The 20,768-nt window shown below is 59.5% G+C and carries 12 protein-coding genes; 6 read left to right on the forward strand and 6 right to left on the reverse strand.

Annotation, left to right across the window (positions count from 1 at the left end):
• Positions 1 to 301 precede the first annotated feature (301 nt).
• The 4 genes from yidC to rpmH form a co-directional block, all read right to left on the reverse strand.
• The gene (gene yidC / locus C9I57_RS08385; protein ID WP_107150137.1) at positions 302 to 1,990 is read right to left on the reverse strand and encodes a membrane protein insertase YidC; all 1,689 of its coding nucleotides are present in this window, start codon (positions 1,988 to 1,990) and stop codon (positions 302 to 304) included.
• Positions 1,991 to 2,020: 30 nt separating this feature from the next.
• The gene (yidD, locus tag C9I57_RS08390; RefSeq protein WP_018441401.1) at positions 2,021 to 2,251 is read right to left on the reverse strand and encodes a membrane protein insertion efficiency factor YidD; all 231 of its coding nucleotides are present in this window, start codon (positions 2,249 to 2,251) and stop codon (positions 2,021 to 2,023) included.
• Between the two features lie 32 nt (positions 2,252 to 2,283).
• Positions 2,284 to 2,721: a ribonuclease P protein component gene (rnpA, locus tag C9I57_RS08395; protein ID WP_107150138.1), complete on the reverse strand. Its 438-nt coding sequence runs from the start codon at positions 2,719 to 2,721 to the stop codon at positions 2,284 to 2,286.
• Positions 2,722 to 2,795: 74 nt separating this feature from the next.
• A complete protein-coding gene (gene rpmH / locus C9I57_RS08400; RefSeq protein WP_004198824.1) occupies positions 2,796 to 2,930 on the reverse strand; it encodes a 50S ribosomal protein L34 in 135 nt (44 codons plus the stop codon).
• A gap of 400 nt (positions 2,931 to 3,330) precedes the next feature.
• Between rpmH and dnaA the strand changes: the two genes are divergently transcribed.
• The 3 genes from dnaA (at position 3,331) to gyrB (ending at position 8,847) form a co-directional block, all read left to right on the forward strand.
• Positions 3,331 to 4,890, forward strand: coding sequence for a chromosomal replication initiator protein DnaA (gene dnaA, locus C9I57_RS08405; protein WP_107150139.1), 1,560 nt, complete (start codon positions 3,331 to 3,333; stop codon positions 4,888 to 4,890).
• A gap of 239 nt (positions 4,891 to 5,129) precedes the next feature.
• Positions 5,130 to 6,233 carry a DNA polymerase III subunit beta gene (gene dnaN, locus C9I57_RS08410; RefSeq protein WP_107150140.1) on the forward strand — a complete coding sequence of 368 codons (1,104 nt, stop codon included), beginning with the start codon at positions 5,130 to 5,132 and terminating at the stop codon, positions 6,231 to 6,233.
• Between the two features lie 142 nt (positions 6,234 to 6,375).
• Complete coding sequence (gyrB, locus tag C9I57_RS08415) at positions 6,376 to 8,847, forward strand: DNA topoisomerase (ATP-hydrolyzing) subunit B (RefSeq protein ID WP_107150141.1); 2,472 nt, start codon at positions 6,376 to 6,378, stop codon at positions 8,845 to 8,847.
• 150 nt (positions 8,848 to 8,997) lie between these two features.
• Here the strand turns inward: gyrB and C9I57_RS08420 are convergent, their stop codons facing one another.
• Both C9I57_RS08420 and C9I57_RS08425 read right to left on the reverse strand, forming a co-directional pair.
• Entirely contained in the window at positions 8,998 to 9,801 is an 804-nt protein-coding gene (locus tag C9I57_RS08420; protein WP_107150142.1) for a peptidoglycan recognition protein family protein, read from the reverse strand.
• The gene (locus C9I57_RS08425; protein WP_107150143.1) at positions 9,798 to 10,841 is read right to left on the reverse strand and encodes a hypothetical protein; all 1,044 of its coding nucleotides are present in this window, start codon (positions 10,839 to 10,841) and stop codon (positions 9,798 to 9,800) included. Before C9I57_RS08425 ends, C9I57_RS08420 begins: the two co-directional genes overlap by 4 nt.
• Before the next feature lie 767 nt (positions 10,842 to 11,608).
• Between C9I57_RS08425 and C9I57_RS08430 the strand changes: the two genes are divergently transcribed.
• From C9I57_RS08430 to C9I57_RS08435, 3 genes are all read left to right on the forward strand, one after another.
• Positions 11,609 to 17,077, forward strand: a complete 5,469-nt coding sequence (locus tag C9I57_RS08430; RefSeq protein ID WP_219909858.1) for a SpvB/TcaC N-terminal domain-containing protein — start codon at positions 11,609 to 11,611, stop codon at positions 17,075 to 17,077.
• A complete protein-coding gene (locus C9I57_RS33005) occupies positions 16,965 to 19,727 on the forward strand; it encodes an RHS repeat-associated core domain-containing protein (RefSeq protein WP_219909859.1) in 2,763 nt (920 codons plus the stop codon). The genes C9I57_RS08430 and C9I57_RS33005 overlap by 113 nt, the downstream gene beginning before the upstream one ends.
• 148 nt (positions 19,728 to 19,875) lie before the next feature.
• The coding region (locus tag C9I57_RS08435; RefSeq protein WP_219909860.1) for a hypothetical protein at positions 19,876 to 20,768 on the forward strand (893 nt) is incomplete at its 3' end.

Raw genomic sequence — 20,768 nt, forward strand, 5'->3', positions numbered from 1 at the left:
CGACGTGTGAACCGATTTGCTAAGTCATTGGCGCGATTATGGCGCGATCCATGGCGCGAAAAGCGAAATGGCGCCAAATCGCGCCAAATCGCGCCACTTCCATGGCGCGATTCCGGCGGCGCTTGCACGGATATTCGGCGTCCCCGGCGCGCTTGATGCAACGGCCAAGCGTTGAACTGGCGTCGACAAAATAGAACGCCCCAGTCATCGACTGGGGCGTTGGTGCGTCAAATCAGCCTTCTTGCAGCCACTCAGCGGAGCGGCCACAGCTGAGACTCCGCTGAATTCCTCGGGCTATAAGTTACGCCGGCTTGCTCTTCTTCTGCGTACCCATCATTCGCGTGATGTAGTACTGCTGAGCGATCGAGAGCACGTTGTTGACGACGTAATAGAGCACGAGCCCTGACGGGAAGAAGAAGAACATGACCGAGAACGCGATCGGCATGAACATCATCATCTTGGCCTGAACGGGGTCGGGCGGCGTCGGGTTCAGCTTCGTCTGGACGAACATCGAGACGGCCATCAGCACCGGCAGGATGTAATACGGATCCTGTTGCGACAGGTCGTGAATCCAGAGAACCCACGGCGCGCCGCGCATTTCCACCGACGACAGCAGCACCCAATAGAGCGAAATGAACACGGGAATCTGGATCACGATCGGCAGACACCCGCCGAACGGATTGACCTTCTCGGTCTTGTAGAGCTCCATCAGCGCCGCGTTCATCTTCTGCGGATCGCTCTTGAACCGCTCTCGCAGCGCCTGCATGCGCGGCGTGATTTCCTTCATGCGCGCCATGGACTTGTAGCTCGCCGCCGACAGCGGGAAGAATACGGCCTTGATGAGCAGCGTGAGCAGTACGATCGCCCAACCCCAGTTCCCGACGAAGCCATAGATCTTCTCGAGCAACCAGAAAAGCGGCTTGGCGATGATCGTGACCCAGCCATAATCCTTCACGAGATCGAGGCCGGGCGCGACGCCTTCGAGAATGCGCTCTTCTTCGGGGCCCGCGAAGAGGCGTGCCGACACGTCGACCGATTGCCCCGGCGCGACCGTCGCGACGGGCTCCGTCATGCCGACTCGATAGAGCGTCGGATCGATCTTCTCGACATAGATATCGCGCTTCGCGCCTTCCCGCGGAATCCACGCCGACGCGAAGTAGTGCTGCACCATCGCGATCCAGCCGCTCGTCGCGGAAGTCGCGTACTCGGCCTTGTTCTTGTCGATGTCGCTGAAAGAGATCTTCTGGAAGTGATGCTCGTTCGTATAGACGGCCGGCCCGAGGAACGTGTGCGAGAAGCGCGGCGTGTCGACGGGCGTGCTGTCGCGCACGAGCTCCATATAGACGCTCGGCGTAACGGGCGCCGTGCCGACGTTCTCGATCTTGGTGTCGACGCCGATGACGAAGCTGCCGCGCGTGAACGTGTACGTCTTGACGACCTTGACGCCCCCCTTGACCGGCGACTCGAGACTGATCTGGAAGGACTTCTGATCGTCGGTGAGCGAGCGCGGGCCGGGCAACGCCGTGAAGACGTCATTGTGATTCGGGAAGTCTCCGCCGATCAAGCCCGTTCGCGCCAGATACGTATGGTTGGCCGTGCGGTCGAACAGGGTGATGTTGAGGTCGCCTTGCTTCGGATCACTTTTACGCGTGAGGGTGAGCTTTTCGAGCGTGCCGCCGCGCGTGTCGATTTCACCGTCGTAGACGTCCGTGTTGAAGTGAATCAGCTGAGCCGCCGGAGCCGGTTGCTGAGCGGGTGTTCCCGGCGCGGTCGCCGCCGTGGCCGGCGCGGTGTTCGAAGCCGGCGCGGCTGCCTCCGAGCCCGTGCCCGAAGCACCGGGCGACGACGTGGCCGGCGCCGAGGCGCTGTGCGTGGCCGCCGGGTTCGGGAAGAACATCGACTGGCGTCCGTGCTCGCGCTGCCAGTTGTCGAACAGCATGATCGCTGACACGAAGAAGATCGCCCATAGGACGGTGCGTTTGATATCCATGCGTGGTCTCGGAGTCGAGGGAGCGGCGCTTCAGCGCTTTTTCGCGGTAGGGGGCGGTACGAGATCGATCCCGCCCGCGGAAAACGGATGACAGCGGCACAAGCGTTTCACCGCGAGGTAAGTGCCTCGCGCGGCGCCATGATACTGGATTGCTTCGCGTGCGTAGTCGGAACAGGAGGGATAAAAACGGCACCGGCTGCCGAGCAGGGGGCTCACGGCGACCTTGTAGAAACGCAGTAGCGCAATCAGTACCGTTTGCATGGCGGTTGATTCGACGACGCAAAACCCCATATTCAGTCATGAGCCGTGCCGTTGTGCACGGGCGCCGACTGGCGGCGGGCGATCTCGCGCGCCGTTTTCGCGAGCAGCTCCTCGATCTCGGTGCGGCAAAGCGCCTTCAACGGCGGCGACGCAGCGCTTGGAAACGCCGTCTTGTCGAAGCGGGCGTGCAGACGCAGCAGGATGTCCCATCCGCCGAACTCGGCGCGGCGCACCCGAAAGGCCTCGCGCGCAATGCGCCGGACGAGGTTGCGCGTCGTCGCGCGCGGCGCGAACTTCTTGCCGATGACGAGCCCGAGCCGCGCTTCGTGGCCGGTGGGCCGTGCGTAGACGACGAAGTGAGCCGATCGGCGCCACGGGCGTAAACGAAAAACGGATGAGAATTCATCCGTCTTGAGAAGCCTCGCGGCTTTGGGAAAGGCGGCTTGCGCTCGCAACGGATCGAGCCCGATGGCGGCGTGCGGCGGATTGCGCGACGTCGCGAACGACGGCTGCGCCGTTTGCCCGTCCAGCCTGGTCTTCCGGCTTAGATGGCGAGGCGCTTGCGGCCCTTCGCGCGGCGGGCGTTGATCACTTTGCGGCCGCCGGCGGTCTTCATCCGCACGCGAAAGCCATGGGTGCGCTTGCGGCGCGTCACGGAAGGTTGGTAGGTACGTTTCATGTCTTTCTCACTGGAGAGGGGACCGCGTGCGCATTGGCTTGCCGACGGGGTCGAACAATGGTTTTCGCTTTCGCGAGAACCCGCTATTTAAACTGCTTTTCTCTTGGTCGTCAATACCTTAGAAGAGGGCGGAGCGTGGATCGGCGGCATGGCGGAGGCACTGCTGCACGCATGCGGTGCACGATCCGGCCCTGTGGATAACTTCCTGGCCGGGGTGTTTTGGCGGTAGAATCTCGCCTTGTCTCAAGAATCCTGCACGCCGCTCCGAGTCAGCCTTTGGTGTCTAAGTACTTGTCGCACAAGGGTTTCGTGGCGGGCTTGTCCGACCAGTCCGGGTCCTTGGCGCCGTGAGCGCGAAGGTGGCGGCGAGTGACCGTGCACTAAAAACGACGCCACCTTGATGAACGAATTCTGGCAACACTGTTCCGCACTGCTGGAGCGCGAATTGACGCCCCAACAGTTCGTGACGTGGATCAAACCGTTGGCCCCGGTCGCCTTCGACGCCGCCGCGAACACGCTATCGATCGCCGCGCCGAACCGCTTCAAGCTCGACTGGGTCAAGAGCCAGTTTTCGGGCCGCATCTCCGATCTTGCGCGCGATTTTTGGCACGCGCCGATCGAAGTTCAGTTCGTCCTCGATCCGAAAGCAACGATGCGCGCGGGCCCGCTGGGATCGAGCGTCAACGTCCCGCTGCCGCGCGGGCCGGCGTCGGCCGGGACGGCGGCATTGCCTGTTGAGCCGGCGAGCGGCAATGGCGCAACGGCCGCCGACGCTCAACGACGCGGCGCCGAGAAGAGCGCAAGCGCGGCGGGCGCGATGGACGACGGTGCCGATATCGATCTGCCGAGCGTCGACGCGACCGAGGCCGCGGCGGCGCGGCGGACCTGGCGCCCCGGCGCGATGGCGACGGGTGGCGCCGAGGCCGATTCGATGTACGAGCGCTCGAAGCTGAACCCGGTGCTGACGTTCGACAACTTCGTGACGGGCAAGGCGAACCAGCTTGCGCGCGCGGCCGCGATCCAGGTGGCGGACAACCCGGGCATCTCGTACAACCCGCTTTTTTTGTACGGCGGTGTGGGGCTCGGCAAGACGCACCTGATCCACGCGATCGGGAACCAGTTGCTGCAGGACAAGGCCGGCGCGCGAATTCGCTACATCCATGCCGAGCAATACGTCTCGGACGTGGTGAAGGCGTATCAGCGCAAGGCGTTCGACGATTTCAAGCGCTATTACCATTCGCTCGATCTGCTGCTCATCGACGATATTCAGTTCTTCTCGGGCAAATCGCGCACGCAGGAGGAGTTCTTCTATGCGTTCGAGGCGCTCGTCGCGAACAAGGCGCAGGTGATCATCACGAGCGATACGTACCCGAAGGAGATTTCGGGCATCGACGACCGGCTCATCTCGCGCTTCGATTCGGGCCTGACCGTGGCGATCGAGCCGCCCGAGCTCGAGATGCGCGTGGCGATCCTGATGCGCAAGGCGCAGTCGGAGGGGGTGAGCCTTTCCGAGGATGTCGCGTTCTTCGTCGCGAAGCATTTGCGCTCGAACGTGCGAGAGCTCGAAGGCGCGCTGCGCAAGATTCTCGCGTACTCCAAGTTCCATGGCCGCGAGATCACGATCGAGCTGACGAAGGAGGCGCTGAAGGATCTGCTGACGGTGCAGAACCGGCAGATCTCCGTCGAGAACATTCAGAAGACCGTCGCCGACTTCTACAACATCAAAGTCGCCGACATGTATTCGAAAAAGCGTCCGGCTAATATCGCGCGGCCGCGACAGATCGCGATGTATCTCGCGAAGGAATTGACGCAAAAGAGCCTGCCCGAAATCGGTGAGCTTTTTGGCGGGCGCGATCACACCACCGTGCTGCACGCGGTGCGCAAGATCGCCGACGAGCGCGGCAAGGACGCGCAGTTGAACCACGAACTGCACGTGCTCGAGCAGACGCTGAAGGGTTGACGGGGTGCGACGGGGGCGAGAGCGAGCGGGTGAGCCGCGCGCCGCTACAATGCCCGTCGCTTTGGCGGAAATCGTTTCTTTTTCAGGCACAATAGTGGTTTAGCCGCCCTGGCTGCGCGGGCGGTGGAAAGTGCAGGGCAGAAGGAAAAAGCGCGGAAAGATGCGGGGAGTCGACGGTTTCGTCGACGAATCTGCGCAGCGAGTCGGCAAGCGCGCCGTGACATCAACGAAGGAACCCTATGCAACTGGTCAAGACCGAACGAGACAACCTCTTGAGGCCGCTCTCAACCGTAAGCGGCATTGTCGAACGGCGCCATACGTTGCCGATCCTCGCAAACCTGCTGATTACGAAGAACGGCGCCGATGTGTCGTTTCTGTCGACCGATCTCGAGTTGCAGATCACTACGCGGGCGGATTTCGGCGTTGGCGGTGAATCGGTTGCGACCACAGTAGCGGCGCGCAAGCTGCTCGACATTTTGCGCGCGATGCCCGACGGGCAGGTGAGCCTGACGTTGGCCGACAAGCGTCTGACCGTGCAGTCGGGCAAGAGCCGCTTTGCGTTGCAGACGCTTGCCGCGGACGAATTCCCGACCGTCGCGCAGGCCAAGGATTACGGTGCGAGCTTGTCGGTGCCGCAAAAGACGTTCCGTCAATTGCTCGGTATGGTCCATTTCGCGATGGCGCAGCAAGACATCCGTTACTACCTGAACGGGATGCTGCTCGTCGTCGATGGCGGGCGGCTCATGGCTGTCGCGACCGATGGTCACCGGCTCGCGTTTTCGTCGATGAAGATCGAAGGCGAGTTTGCCCGGCAGGAAGTGATCATTCCGCGCAAGACGATTCTGGAATTGCAGCGGTTGCTCGAGGACATCGACGACCAGTTGAAGATCGATATCGCTTCGACGCAGGTGAAGTTTACGTTCGGCCAGGTCGAGCTCGTTTCGAAGCTCGTCGAGGGCAAGTTCCCCGATTTCCAGCGTGTGATCCCGAAGGCGCACAAGAACTCGTTCGTGATCGGGCGCGAGGAATTGCAGCGTTCGCTGCAGCGTGCCGCGATTCTGACGTCGGACAAGTTCAAGGGCGTGCGCTGCGTGATCGAGCCGGGCCAGTTGAAGATCATGTCGACGAACGCGGACCAGGAAGAGGCGCAGGAAGAACTCGAAATCGCCTATCAGGGCGACACCATCGACATGGGGTTCAACGTGACTTACCTGCTCGATGTGCTCGCGAACCTGAAGGTGGACATGCTGCAGGTGAGCGTGGCCGACGCGAGCTCGAGCGCGTTGATCACGATACCCGAGAACGACGATTTCAAGTACGTCGTCATGCCGATGCGCATTTGATCCAAAGCGGAAAAAAACAAGAAGACCAAAGGGGGCGCAGCGCCCCTTTGGCGTTTCTTTAGTGCTCCGAAATTTCGCAAGCGGAGTTTTCGGAAGCAGCGATAGTAGTACTCAGCAGTAGATGCGGAACCGGAACATACCCATGAGTGAACAGCACAACACGCAGCCCGACAACAGCTATGGCGCCTCGTCGATTCAGATCCTGGAGGGTCTGGAGGCCGTGCGCAAGCGACCCGGGATGTACATCGGCGACACGTCGGACGGCACCGGTCTGCATCACCTCGTATTCGAAGTGCTCGACAACTCGATCGACGAAGCGTTGGCCGGGCATTGCAACGACATTCACGTCATCATTCACGCGGACAACTCGATTTCCGTGACCGACAACGGGCGCGGCATCCCGACCGGCGTCAAGCTCGACGACAAGCACGATCCGAAGCGCAGCGCCGCTGAGATCGTGATGACCGAGCTTCATGCAGGTGGCAAATTCGACCAGAACAGCTACAAGGTGTCGGGCGGCCTGCACGGCGTCGGCGTTTCGTGCGTGAATGCGCTGTCGAAATGGCTGCGCTTGACCGTGCGGCGCGATGGCAAGAAGTACTTCATGGAGTTTCACCGAGGCGTGACGCAAAACCGCATCATCGAGGAAGTGAACGGCGATATGGTCTCGCCGATGCAACTCCTCGGCGAGACGGAAAAGCGCGGCACCGAAGTGCATTTCATGGCCGACGAGACGATCTTCGGCAATGTCGAATATCACTACGACATTTTGGCCAAGCGGATTCGCGAGCTGTCGTTCCTCAATAACGGTGTGCGCATTCGCTTGACCGATCAGCGCACGGGCAAGGAAGACGACTACGCGTTTGTCGGCGGCGTGAAGGGATTCGTCGAGTTCATCAACAAGACGAAGACGGTGCTGCACCCGACGATTTTCCATGTCGTCGGCGAGAAGGACGGGGTGGGTGTCGAAGTGGCGATGCAGTGGAACGACAGCTACAACGAGAACGTCCTTTGCTTCACGAACAACATTCCCCAGCGTGACGGCGGGACGCACTTGACGGGCCTGCGCGCCGCGATGACGCGCGTCATCAACAAGTACATCGCCGATCACGAGATCGCCAAGAAGGCGAAGGTCGAGACGTCGGGCGACGACATGCGCGAGGGGCTTTCGTGCGTTCTGTCGGTGAAGGTGCCCGAGCCGAAATTCAGCTCGCAGACGAAGGACAAGCTCGTTTCGTCGGAGGTGCGCGCGCCCGTCGAAGAAGTCGTGGCCAAGGCGCTCGAGGAGTTTCTGCTCGAGACGCCGAACGATGCGAAGATCATCTGCGGCAAGATTGTCGATGCGGCCCGCGCGCGCGACGCCGCGCGCAAGGCGCGCGAGATGACGCGGCGCAAGGGTGTGCTCGACGGCGTGGGCCTGCCGGGCAAGCTCGCGGATTGCCAGGAGAAGGATCCGGCGAAGTCCGAGATCTACATCGTCGAGGGCGATTCGGCAGGCGGATCGGCCAAGCAGGGACGCGATCGGAAGTTTCAGGCGATTCTGCCGCTGCGCGGCAAAGTGCTGAACGTGGAGAAGGCCCGGTACGACAAGCTTCTGTCGTCCGAGCAGATCGTCACGCTGATTACGGCGCTCGGGTGCGGGATCGGCAAGGAAGATTACAACATCGACAAAGTCCGCTATCACCGGATCATCATCATGACCGATGCGGACGTCGACGGTGCGCATATTCGCACGCTGCTGCTCACGTTCTTCTATCGGCAGATGCCGGAGATGATCGAGCGCGGGTATATCTATATCGCGCAGCCGCCGCTTTACAAGGTCAAGGCGGGCAAGGACGAGCGGTATCTGAAGGACGATGTCGAGCTCAACGCGCATATGCTGCGGCTCGCGCTGCAAGGCGCCGAGCTGTTGCCGAGCGAGGGCGCGCCGCCGATCGCCGGCGATGCGCTCGGCGAACTCGCGAGGTCGTATCTGCTGGCCCAGGCAGTGGTCGATCGGCTGAGCCGGCTTTACGACGCGAATGCGCTCGAGGCCGTCATGGATGGCGTCACGATCGATCTCGGCAGCGAAGAGTCGGCGGCGGCTACGGCGCACGCCCTCGAGGTTGCGCTGCGCAACGATCCGTTGAAGCCCGAGGTCAGCGTGTATCCGATGTATGACGCGGCGCGTGAACTGAGGTCGCTGCGCATCGAGCGGCGTCATCATGGCAACGTCAAGGTTTCGGTCATCGACGAAGAGTTTCTGCTGACCGCCGACTATCAGCAGCTTCTCAACACGGCGAATACGTTCAAGGGATTGATCGGCACGGGCGCGGTGATCAAGCGCGGCGAGCGCAGCATGGCGGTGACCGACTTCAAGAGCGCCATGCGGTGGATGATTTCCGACGCGGAACGCAATGTCTCGAAGCAGCGGTACAAGGGGCTCGGCGAGATGAACCCCGAGCAGCTTTGGGAAACGACGATGGATCCGAACGTGCGGCGTCTGCTGCGCGTTCAGATCGAGGACGCGATTGCGGCCGATGGGATCTTTACGACGCTGATGGGCGATGAAGTGGAGCCGCGGCGGGCGTTTATCGAGTCGAATGCGCTGCGGGCGGGGAATATTGATGTTTGATTGGCTAGTGTAGATAGCCTCATAAGCTGAGAAAAACGGACCCATAAGATGAGAAACTTATGGGTCTTTTCTATTGGTAGCTTGAATTTATCGAGAATTCGTCGATGCGCACCGTGTTAGCCGGAACTAGTGGTCGGGAATCCCACGAGTTTAGTGTTCCATTACGCGATCGATCGCTTCCCACGTTTTCGGTCCGACTATGCCGTCGGGCGTGAGGCCATGGCCGCGCTGGAATTCACGTACGGAGGCTTCAGTCTCAGCTCCGAACGATCCATCCACGTGAACGCCGCACGCCGCCTGGATGTCCCGTACGAGCAGATCGCGCTCGCCGCGGCGAAGCGTGCGGCGCGGAGCCTCGCCTTGCATACCGGCCGCCTCCATTGCAGGTATGGGAGTCAGGGCCGGAACGCCGGCGTTGAGCAAAGTAGCCACCTCGACGCGAAAAGACTGCATATCGAAGTTCGGATCGGTCTTGCGGCCAACCGGCAAGGCATATTCCTTGTGGCCAATACAGAAATCAGCGGAGCCCTGGATGCGCCGAAGGATCGCCGCAGCGCCTTGCCGATAACATTGCACCTGAATTTGCGGCCATGGGCTATCGCTCGAGTTACCGGTGTTTTCTGCCTCGATCCCAATGAAATGGGTATTGCCTGCGGTGATGCCGCGCCAACGGCCCGCGCCGGCGTGGTAGCACAGGCCCGCCGCAACTACGTAGAACGTGCCATCGCGGCCAAGGCCGAGATGAGCTAAAGGCCCCTTGAGATCGGGACGGCCTTGAATCAGGGTATCGAGGCTCGGCATGTTGCCACGCGGGGGGCCTGCCGTATGATGGCAAAGGACTCCTTGTACAGCGCCCATATCACCGTGGCCTCGCTCCTCCCATCCGGGGCAAATCGCCACTTTCAGGCCCGCCGCTTTCAGGACATCGGGCAGCCAAGTCAGCGAAAAGCTCATGATGCAACTCCACCCGTGGCGGGCGGCAATGCTACATCGAGCGTAGGCACAGCCACATCTGCGCCGCATCCGTCGCTATCGAGCGGATTGATCGTCGCTGCATCCACCTGACCGGCTACGGTGCTTCGAGCAAACACTGCAGCCTCGATCTCCGAGACGACCACTTGCTGCGGCGCCGAAATTCCACCGCCAGGGGCCGGGTTGAAAACGGTTACGGCGAGATTGCGGGGTTGGGCGACATCGGCGGGGAGAAGCGTCGCTGATAGCGTGCTGTTCTGCCTCAGCTCCGTGTCCCGATTCGCGCCATTGATGCGCACGATGGAGGCGCTGGTGAAGCCGGACCCGCTCAGCAATAATTTGAGCGTCTGCGTGCGGCACGACAAGTGATCCGGACACACGCCAGTGAGGATCGGCTCGGGCTCATACAAGCTGTCTTTTCGGCTCGCGTCGCCCACTCCAGGGCTCGTTTTGAAAAAGGTATCAAAGACTTCACCCAATTTGTCGGTGGCTTGTTTGGCAAACATCCCGACCAGACCTGCCATTGCCGCGATCCCGTAGAGATTGACGTCCGACCCACCCGCGGAGTTTCCGCCCGACATTCCGGCCGTCATGAATCCACCGCGAACCGCAAGATAGAGAATCGCCGCCAACGCACTACCAACGAAAGGCCTCAGAATGTACCACCATAGCCAGTTGCTAGTTAGCCGCTGGTTGCCGACGAAGTCACCAAACGATGTTGCCGTATGGATAAAGCTGCCGAGTCCGCCCATCACGAGTACAACGAGAAATAATTTGACGTCCAGCGTCATCGGTAAGCACAGTGGTGTTTTCCACCAGCAGGCTGTTGCTATCGGCTCAGAGGGAGAGGCGGGAACGTTTATCGACCACACTAGAAGCAGCAGATACGCGAGCAGGATTGCGAGCAGAATCAACCCTCCTCCGATGAGACATACCTGTTGTAACGTCGCAGCTTTCGCGGTAGGCGACGACGGGGCGGGCCCGTCGTCGCCGGCGACCACTTCAGGATCGATTTCAGCCATGCTTCTACTCGTTGTGGTGGTTTTGAACTGTACCGGCGGCAAACCGTTCGAGATGCGGCGCATCCGTCATCACCCTCTTGCAACGGGGAAAATCGCAATCAGAAAGATATATTTCTGGAGGTCGCGGCCTTTATCAACTGTCCGGTGGCATGCCTTTGGACAACGGGGCAATAAACGTTATTACTAGGCTCACGGGATGGTATGTTTGATAACGCACTAAGCTGTTATTGTCCGGACTGGCTGCGCACGCCAATTCTAAGAGCATAGTTGCCAATGCTGTTCAGTCAATCCCAAGCCGACCTAAACGCACCGTCGCGCCGAGGTGAGGCACTTCAGTGTGCGCCATCCTCACCGGAAGCAAACCACAGGAGACACTCGACTCTGAACTTCGTTAGCGTGGTTCAGTTCGAACAACGTCTGATGGGCCGATGGCGTCCGGGAAATCCGGGGAAGCCCATAAAAAGGCAAACGTCGGACTGAATAGAGCGCATTTTTGCCAACGGCGCGGTAGCGCACATTATCTTTCATCTATCAATGCGCGCGTAAACGAACAAAGTCTGTCTTAGTACTAAGGATGTCTGAAATGACAAGACGTTTTTAAGGAATTTTGGTCTGAAGCATTCATTTGCGAAACGGCGACAAACAAAGTCGGGCTTGCTTTGATTCGTAGCATCGCCTATAAGAGTCTGAACAGGCTTGGCTACGGAAAGTGTCGCTTCATCCGATGCGATTGCAGATTTGAATCTGCGTCGCCGGGAGGATGCCAGATGAGTCTCGATGAATCACCGCATCCGCGCCAAGGCCAGGGCGAGACGGCGCCCGCCGCGTCGAGCTTTTCGCTGCATGCCCCGGCGATTCAATTACCAAAGGGGGGCGGCGCAGTTCGCGGCATTGGCGAGAAATTCGCCGCCAACCCAGTAACAGGCACCGGCTCGATGTCGGTACCTATCGCTACGAGCCCGGGTCGATCGGGTTTTGGCCCACAGCTCTCTCTATCTTACGATTCGGGCGCCGGTAACGGACCATTCGGCTTCGGCTGGCAACTCTCCCTGCCATCGATCACCCGCAAGACGGACAAGGGCATGCCGCAGTACCGCGATGCCATTGAATCTGATGTCTTTATACTGTCGGGCGCCGAAGACTTGGTGCCGGTGTTAATTAAAAACGCCCAAGGGAATTGGGAGCGAGAGGCCCTACCAATACGAACGGTGAATGGAGTGGCCTATCGGATTGACCGGTACCGCCCGCGCATCGAGGGCCTTTTCGCCCGCATTGAGCGGTGGACGAACGTTGCCGACGTAAGCGATGTATTGTGGCGCTCGATTTCCAAGGACAACGTTACCACTTGGTACGGCAAAACGGCCGAAAGCCGAATTACTGATCCTTCGGAACCGAGTCACGTCTTCAGCTGGTTGATTTGCCAGAGCCACGATGACAAGGGCAACGTCATCGTCTACGGCTACAAACCGGAAGATTCCGAGCGGATATTCGAAGACACATCGGGCAATCCGATTTCCAAGGTCCACGAACGCAACCGCACGGATGCATCGCGTTCTGCACAGCGCTATCTCGAACGCATCCGTTACGGCAATCATTCGCCCTATTTCCCGTTGCTGAGGGGCGATGCGCCCTGGCCGGAACCACAGGATGCGAGCGCGCTTGACGGAAGTAACGCTTGGCACTTTGAGGTTGTCTTCGATTACGGCGAACATCGAACCAACGCACCGACTCCAGGTGAAACAGGCACATGGCCCGCACGTAGCGATCCATTTTCCTCCTATCGTGCCGGCTTCGAGGTTCGCACATACCGGATTTGCCAGCGCGTACTGATGTTCCATCACTTCCCGGGCGAAGCGAACGTAGAACGTGATTGCCTGGTCCGTTCGACAAATTTTACTTATTCGAACGACGTTGACCCGACGGGTGTCCGCAATCCTGTCTACACCTTTTTGCGCTCGGTCACTCAGACAGGCTATCGCCGGAAGAACGGAGGCTACGATGAGCGTAGCCTGCCGCCCGTCGAGTTCGAATATACCGAGCCCGTTGTGCAGGACGTCGTGGAAGAAGTGGATCCGACAAGCCTGGAAAATCTCCCAATCGGCCTGGACGACACCATCTACCGCTGGACGGATTTACATGGCGAAGGCATCCCCGGCATCCTCACAGAGCAGGCTGGCGCCTGGTTCTACAAGCGCAACTGGAGTTCGATCCCCGAGAAGCTACCCGACGGCAGCGAGTTGGCGAAGGCGCAGTTGGGGCCGCTCGAAACCGTCGCCTACAAGCCCAATATCACTCTGAGCCGCGGTGCGGAGCTCATGGACTTGGCCGGAGATGGCCAACCGGACGTTGTCGTCATGCAAGGCGTCGCACCGGGGTTGTACGAGCACGACGACGACGAGAGCTGGCAACCTTTCCGTCCATTCACCTCTCGCGTGAACTGCGGCCTGAACAATCCAAACCTCAAGTACATCGATCTGGATGGCGACGGCCGCGTTGATCTCCTTATCACCGAAGACAACGCTTTCATCTGGCATGCGTCTCTTGGCGAAGACGGCTTCGGCCCCGCGTTACGCGTCACGCGGGCGTTCGACGAAGAGAAAGGCCCGCGCATCGTGTTCGCCGATGGGAACGAATGCATTTATTTGGCCGATCTTTCAGGCGATGGCTTGACCGATATCGTGCGCATCCGCAACGGCGAAGTTTGCTACTGGCCCAATTGCGGCTATGGCCAGTTCGGCGCCAAGGTGACAATGGACAACGCTCCCTTGTTTGATTATTCCGACCAGTTCGACCATAAGCGAATCCGGCTCGCGGACATTGACGGGAGTGGCACCACCGACATTATCTATTTGCACCCGCAGGGGGTGCGTTTGTACTTCAACCAGTCTGGGAACGGCTGGAGTAAGCCCGTGCAGCTGAGAGTATTTCCGCGTGTTGACGACGTGGCGCGCATCATTCCGCTCGACCTCCTGGGTAACGGTACCGCTTGCCTAGTCTGGTCTTCGCCCCTGCCAGGTGATGCGCGGAGGCAAATGCGATACGTCAACCTTATGGGTGACGGCAAACCTCATCTGCTGATTAAGACCCGCAATAACCTGGGCGCAGAAACTCATGTCGATTATGCCCCTTCGACCAAGTTCTACCTGCTAGACAAGCGTGATGGCAAGCCATGGGTCACACGGCTGCCGTTCCCGGTGCATGTCGTCGAGCGCGTAGAAACCTACGACCTCATTAGCCGCAATCGCTTCGTCACCCGCTATGCTTACCACCACGGCTACTTCGACGGCGACGAGCGCGAGTTCCGTGGCTTCGGCATGGTGGAGCAGTGGGACACGGAGGAGTTTGGGACACTTGCCGGTGGCAACGCCCCCGCGGACAACATTGACGCTGCATCGCATGTCCCGCCGGTGCATACGAAGACGTGGTTCCACACCGGCCTTTACATCGGCCGGGAACACGTCTCCGACTATTTTGCTGGCCTGTTGACCGCAATAGACCGCGGCGAGTACTTCCGAGAGCCAGGTCTCAGTCAGGCCGAGATTCGTTCATTGTTGTTGCCGGACACTGCGCTTCCTGAAGGCTTAACGGTGGAGGAAGAGCGCGAAGCATGCCGAGCACTCAAGGGGTTGATGCTGCGCCAAGAGGTCTATGCCGACGACGCCGTCAGCGGCGCCAGGGCTGAGCAGCTCCAGCGCGCGCAGACTCCATATCGCGTAATCGAGCAGAACTTCGCAATCCGTGCATTTCAGCAACGGGGCGCCAACCGCCACGCCGTCATCTTCTCTCGAGCGCTCGAGACAATTAACTATCACTACGAGCGCAACCCTGTTGACCCGCGTGTCCAGCACGCTTTGGCTCTTGAGGTCGACGATTTCGGCAACGTGCTCAAGCAGGCCACTATCGGCTATGGGCGCCGCGCTCAAATCGTACTCACCGACGCACTGGGGAATGCAGCGCGCGTACCCAATCCAGGCTTGACCAGCCTTCAACCAGCCGATCAAGCGAAGCAGACGACTTCACTGCTCACCTATGTCGAGAACCGCTTCACCAATGCGGTCGATTCTCCCGACGACCATCGGAACCCGCTTCCATGCGAGGCGATCACCTTCGAGTTGACGGGCTACACAGCCACCGGACCGTCGAATCGCTATCAGGCGTCGGATTTTGTTGAACAGGCTCCGACGTTGCCGGATACCCTGCGCCTCAAGTTCGCCGCGCCCGAAGTCCCATATGAAGGCATAGCCACCGGTACCATGCGGCGTCGCCCCATCGAATCGCTGCGCACACTGTACCGCGGTGACGATCTGACCGGCCTGTTGCCCCTCGGTCAAATTCAAACGCTCGCTTTGCCCGGCGAAAGCTACAAGCTCGCCTTTACCCCAGGGCTGCTTACTCAGGTTTTCCAGCGTCCGCGCCAAGGACAGCCGGCCGAACCGTTATTGCCCAATCCGGCAACGGTCCTTGGCGGCCAAGCCGGAAACAGCGGTGGCTATTTGCAAAGCCAAGCGCTGAAGGCGGACGGCCGTTTTCCGGCGAGCGACCCTGACGATCACTGGTGGATCGCCTCTGGGCGGTCCTTTTACAGCGCGAATCCTGCTGATAACGCATTGACGGAGTTGGCGCAGGCCCAACAGCACTTTTTTGTCCCTTGCCGCTACCGTGACCCCTTCGGGAGGGACGCCTTTGTTGACTTCGACGCCAGAGATCTGCTTATCGTCGAAACCCGCGACGCGCTCAGCAATCGTGTCACCGTGGAAGTCAACGATTACCGCGTCTTGCAACCGCGCTTGATCAGCGACCCGAACCGAAACCAAACCGAAGTTGCTTTCGACACGTTGGGGATGGTAGTGGGCACCGCCATTATGGGCAAGCCGTTGCCCGCGCCCGTCGAGGGGGACACTCTCACTGGCTTTGCGGTCGAGCTCACTCCAGCTCAACTGGACCAGTTCATGGCTCTTCCGCGCCAGCCGTCTGCCAACCCGAATGCAAGCGAGGCGAGCCAGATCGCTTACGACGTTCTACATGGGGCGACGACACGCATCGTTTACGACCTGGATCGCTTCAAGCGATTGGGCGAGCCCTCTTTCGCTGCCACCATCGCACGAGAAACACATGTTAGTCAGCTTGCAGCCGGCGAAAGCAGCAAGCTGCAATTGAGCTTCTCATATTTCGACGGATTCGGCCGCGAGGTTCAGAAAAAGAATCAGGCCGAACCGGGACCGCTTGATGTCAACGATCCCCAAGCACCGACAATCAATCCGCGCTGGGTTGGCAGCGGCTGGACAATCTTCAATAACAAAGGCAAGCCCGTCCGCCGGTACGAACCTTTCTTTAGTGCAACTCATCGATTCGAGTTTGGCATCGCCGTTGGCGTCAGCCCCGTATTGTTTTACGACCCAGCAGAGCGTGTCATCGCTACGCTGCACCCGAACCACACGTTTCAGAAAGAGATTTTCGACTCATGGCAACAGACCACCTACGACGTCAACGACACCTGTGCCGCAAGAGCCGCTCAACCCACCGACCCGAGGCCGCCGCAGACCGGCGACCCGCGCACCGACCCCGACATCGACGGATACGTCGCTGAGTATTTCAAGACGCAACCTGCCACTTGGCAGACCTGGTACGCACAGCGCGTTGGTGGAGCACTTGGACCGGATGAGCGCAATGCGGCGCTTCGGGCTGAAGCGCATGCCAACACACCGACCACCGTGTACTTCGATGTCCTGGGGCGTTCCTTCATGACCGCCGCGCGCAACCGGGTCGTTTGCGCCGGTCATGATCTAGACGGCACTGAAGACAATTTCGCAACTAGCGTTGATCTGGACATCGAGGGCAACCAGCGCACTGTGCGCGATGCCGTCCAGCAAGCGGGCGACCCGCTCGGCCGCATCGTTATACGCTACGACTACGACATGCTCGGCAACCGCATCCACCAACTCAGCATGGAGGCGGGTGCTCGCTGGATATTGAATGACGTGGCTGGCAAGCCCATCCGTAGTTGGGACAGCCGCGGCCATAACCTTGCCACTGCCTACGACGAGCTTCGCCGCCCAGTGAGGCAGATTGTGCGTGGTACGACGGCGGACTCCGATCCACACACACTGAATCGCGACGTCTTAGTTGACCAACTCGAATACGGCGAAGGCGTCGCCAACGCTGAATTGCTCAACCTGCGCACCCGAGTCTACCGACATTGCGATTCGGCAGGTATCAAACGCTCGGCTCGACATTAACGGCAAAGTGACGGAGGCCTACGATTTCAAGGGCAACTTGCTTCATAGTACGCGGCGCCTCGCAAGCGACTACGTGGAGATTCCCGATTGGTTGACGAATCCGAAGGTAGATGACGAGAGTTTTGAGGGCAGCACGCGCTATGACGCGCTCAACCGCCCCATTCAGTCCATCGCGCCGCACAGCAATGTGGCGCGCGCCAAATGCAATATTATCCAGCCAGTGTTCAACGACGCTAACCTGCTTGAACGAGTGGATGTGTGGCTGGAACGCGCTTCCGAGCCGACCGCGCTATTGAACCCGAACAACGAGGCGCCGTCTCGTGTCGGCGTCGATAACGTCGCCTACGACGCTAAGGGACAACGCCTGCGCATCGACTACAAGAACAGCGCTAGCACCTTCTATAGCTACGACCCTCTCACCTTTCGGCTCACCCAATTGGTCACGCGACGCACCGCGGCTGTCTTTCCGGGGGACGATCCGCAGCCGCCCATCGCCGGCTGGCCGGGTCGCCAAGTGCAGAACCTCCACTACACGTTTGACCCGGCCGGCAACATAACCCACATCCAGGATGACGCGCAACAAACAATTTACTTCAAGAATAAGCGAGTCGAGCCGAGTAACGACTACATCTACGACGCCTTATACCGACTGATCCAGGCAAATGGCCGAGAACACTTGGGGCAGGGCGGCGCGTCCATTGCTTATTCGCACGACGACGCTGGTCAAGTGGGCCTGCTATCTGTCGATGCGGCCGGACAATTCGCGCCCAATGATGGCAACGCCATGGGCACGTACATCGAGCGATACGTGTACGACGCCGTCGGCAACTTCCTGCAGATGCAGCACCGCGGCAGTGATCCCGCGAACGCAGGATGGACTCGCGCTTACGACTACCTGGAGGCTAGCCTGATTGAACATGGTGGCGGCCTACTGTTCAAGACCAGCAATCGCCTTACGCGCACCACCTTAAACCCTAATGGGGGGAAGCCACCGCTCGTCGAGCCGTATCAGCACGACGCTCACGGCAACATGGTGATGATGCCGCACTTGGGCGGCGGTTTGCCTGGGCCGAACATGCACTGGGATTACAAAGACAGGTTGGTGCAGACCAACTTGGGCGGGGGCGGCACGGCCTACTATGTGTACGACGCCTCGGGCCAACGCGTACGCAAGGTGTGGGAGAAGGCCGCGGGCCTTATAGAGGAGCGTGTCTATCTCGGTGGTTTCGAAGTCTTCCGCAGGCACGCTGGCCCCATAGGTGCGAACACCGCGACACTGGAGCGCGAGACGTTGCATGTATTGGACGACAAGCAGCGCATCGCGCTTGTGGAGACTCGAACGGTGGGCGCGGCAGGCAACGACCTAGCGCCACGGCAACTGATTCGTTATCAATTGGGCAATCATCTTGATTCAGCCTGTGTGGAATTGGATGTACGAGCTCAAATCATCTCCTACGAGGAATATGCGCCCTATGGAAGTACCACCTATCAAGCCGTGCGCAGTCAGGTGGAGAAGAAGAAACGATATCGGTACACAGGCAAGGAGCGAGATGAGGACAATGGATTTTATTACCACGGGGCACGATATTTTGCGCCGTGGCTCGCGCGATGGATAGCTTGCGACCCGATTTCAATTCGCGGCGGAGTGAATTTATACGTCTATGCAAGCGCTTTGCCCGCATCTCGTAGCGACCCGACTGGTCTTGACGATAGACCATGCCAACTCTGTCACACATCACCTTCCACGGTCAGCCAATCGTCATCTTCGCCGGATGGCTGGCTGCGGGCTGTCGCTGAGCCTCGCCGTTTCTGCAATGTGAGCCATCACGAAGGCCCAGCAAGTGCGGGAATCCCGATCTCCGACGCACTATCGCGCGGAGCGAAAGCAGCGGGAAAACTGGCACTGGAGATCTTTATAGGCACGGTCGAGGCGGTTTTTGGGGGAAGCGCGGCCAGCGCACCTGAAAATGAAGAACAGGCACGGAATGCCCCAGAATCCCAGTCATATGCTGCTCAGGCGCTCAATGTCGCATTGTTACTGCTCCCGTACGAAAAGATTTTGGGTTATGGCTTCAAAGGAGTAGCTCGCCTCCTGGGAAAAGAGGCCGAAGGCGCTGCGACCGCGGCGGAACGCGAGTTTCTCAGCGAACTATCGGAAGGAGTTAGGCAAACCGGCTCCGCCCCGACCAAGGAAGTCGCAGCCAACCTTGCTCGTGGCAACTTTGGCGAGCGCATGGCTGCGGATTCGCTTGCTGCGGACGGGCATCGAATCGTTAGCTACAAGCCAAGCGTGTCAGGAACGAATCAAGCCGGCATCGACATTGTGACGGTCAAGGACGGAGTCGCCTATTTTGTCGACAACAAAGCTCTGACACGATCCGGAAACGTCTCTTCTGTTTCTGCACTTACGACTAACTTCGCCACAAACAAGGCTGCGGTAGTGCAATCGTTGCAGCAGCAATTGGCCAATACCGCGATAGGCCCGGGCGAGCGAAAGGTGCTCACAGACGCGCTCGCGGCCATACAAAGCGGGAACTTCAAGCGTGTCGTAACGAACGCTAATTTCGTCACGCGCTCGACTCAGATTCTGAGCGGTGTTACTGAGGCGCTTCAGAAACAGGGAATCGAGTTCATGGACCTCATGCGATAGACAACGACATGGCTACTTGTCACATTGACGCCATCTATTGTTGAAAACCGGCTCAGGCACGCTCAACTGGGCCTGTGACGAATATGCTTTTGGTCCGAACATCGCCACGCGAATGATCGAATCGTAGACGCCTGACGAGGAGGCTGCCGTGAAGATTGGAATGAAGCCTGGAGAAAGCGGGGAAGATGTTGCAAGACTCCATCGCGTTCTCACTCACGCTGGTTTCACCATCGATCCAGATGAGACCAAAAGAAGGGAATTCGGCGCCACCACGGTAGACGCACTACGCGACCTGCGGCGCCACTACGGGCTCGAGGAAACTGACGAGATTGACGAACCCATCCTTCAGGTACTCCTAGAACTCAAGCAGAACATCTCAATTGACGTCAGTGAAGATACGTCATCAGCTCCAAAACCGCAGGCCCAAAACCGCCACCACGGTGTCGTGACAGGCCGACTCGTCGATGAGAACGGCGCACCGTTAGCGGACAAAAAGGTGTCGCTGTTTTCGATCCTTGTCCGGCATGAAAGTCATCTTGCCGACGCATCGACCGACAAACGTGGCGCTTATTCGATCTCTTATCGCCGCGCCAGAGCACTGAACCTTCAGGTCCGCGCGTTCGACCAGGCGGAAGAGCTTATTGCTAAATCTGCTATCGCCCCCGCAGCTCCGGCAAGAGTCCAACTCGACCTCACCACTGCTCCAAGCGGAATAGTGCGTCCACTGTCGACCTTCGACACGCTCACCGCAGCAGTCGAGGTACAGCTTGAAGGCACCGCTTTGATCGAATTGTCGACCGATGAACTGCGGTTCGTAGCGAATGCAGTAGGCGACAAATTCGAGCGCATCGCGTATCTCAGGATCGCGGCCGCGCTTCGAGAGGAAAACGATATTCGCGCTCAGACGCTGTTCGGTAAGCACCCGGTGAAGGCATCCTGGGCCCAAGGTGCGGGCAATCAAGCCGCAGCAGGCGCCCAACGATGCGGTAGAAGCGCGGCGATGTCGTCGGCTCGATGGGTGGGCAATCGATTGAGCACGTC

The sequence above is a fragment of the Trinickia symbiotica genome (assembly GCF_003028655.1).
In the GTDB taxonomy this organism is placed as follows: Bacteria; Pseudomonadota; Gammaproteobacteria; order Burkholderiales; family Burkholderiaceae; genus Trinickia; species Trinickia symbiotica_A.

Excerpts from the sequence above, each read along its gene's own strand:
- yidC (WP_107150137.1), bottom strand. The coding sequence starts at position 1,990 with ATGGATATCAAACGCACCGTCCTATGGGCGATCTTCTTCGTGTCAGCG.
- C9I57_RS08430 (WP_219909858.1), top strand. The coding sequence starts at position 11,609 with ATGAGTCTCGATGAATCACCGCATCCGCGCCAAGGCCAGGGCGAGACG.
- C9I57_RS08420 (WP_107150142.1), bottom strand. The coding sequence starts at position 9,801 with ATGAGCTTTTCGCTGACTTGGCTGCCCGATGTCCTGAAAGCGGCGGGC.
- yidD (WP_018441401.1), bottom strand. The coding sequence starts at position 2,251 with ATGCAAACGGTACTGATTGCGCTACTGCGTTTCTACAAGGTCGCCGTG.
- dnaN (WP_107150140.1), top strand. The coding sequence starts at position 5,130 with ATGCAACTGGTCAAGACCGAACGAGACAACCTCTTGAGGCCGCTCTCA.
- rpmH (WP_004198824.1), bottom strand. The coding sequence starts at position 2,930 with ATGAAACGTACCTACCAACCTTCCGTGACGCGCCGCAAGCGCACCCAT.
- dnaA (WP_107150139.1), top strand. The coding sequence starts at position 3,331 with ATGAACGAATTCTGGCAACACTGTTCCGCACTGCTGGAGCGCGAATTG.
- C9I57_RS08425 (WP_107150143.1), bottom strand. The coding sequence starts at position 10,841 with ATGGCTGAAATCGATCCTGAAGTGGTCGCCGGCGACGACGGGCCCGCC.
- gyrB (WP_107150141.1), top strand. The coding sequence starts at position 6,376 with ATGAGTGAACAGCACAACACGCAGCCCGACAACAGCTATGGCGCCTCG.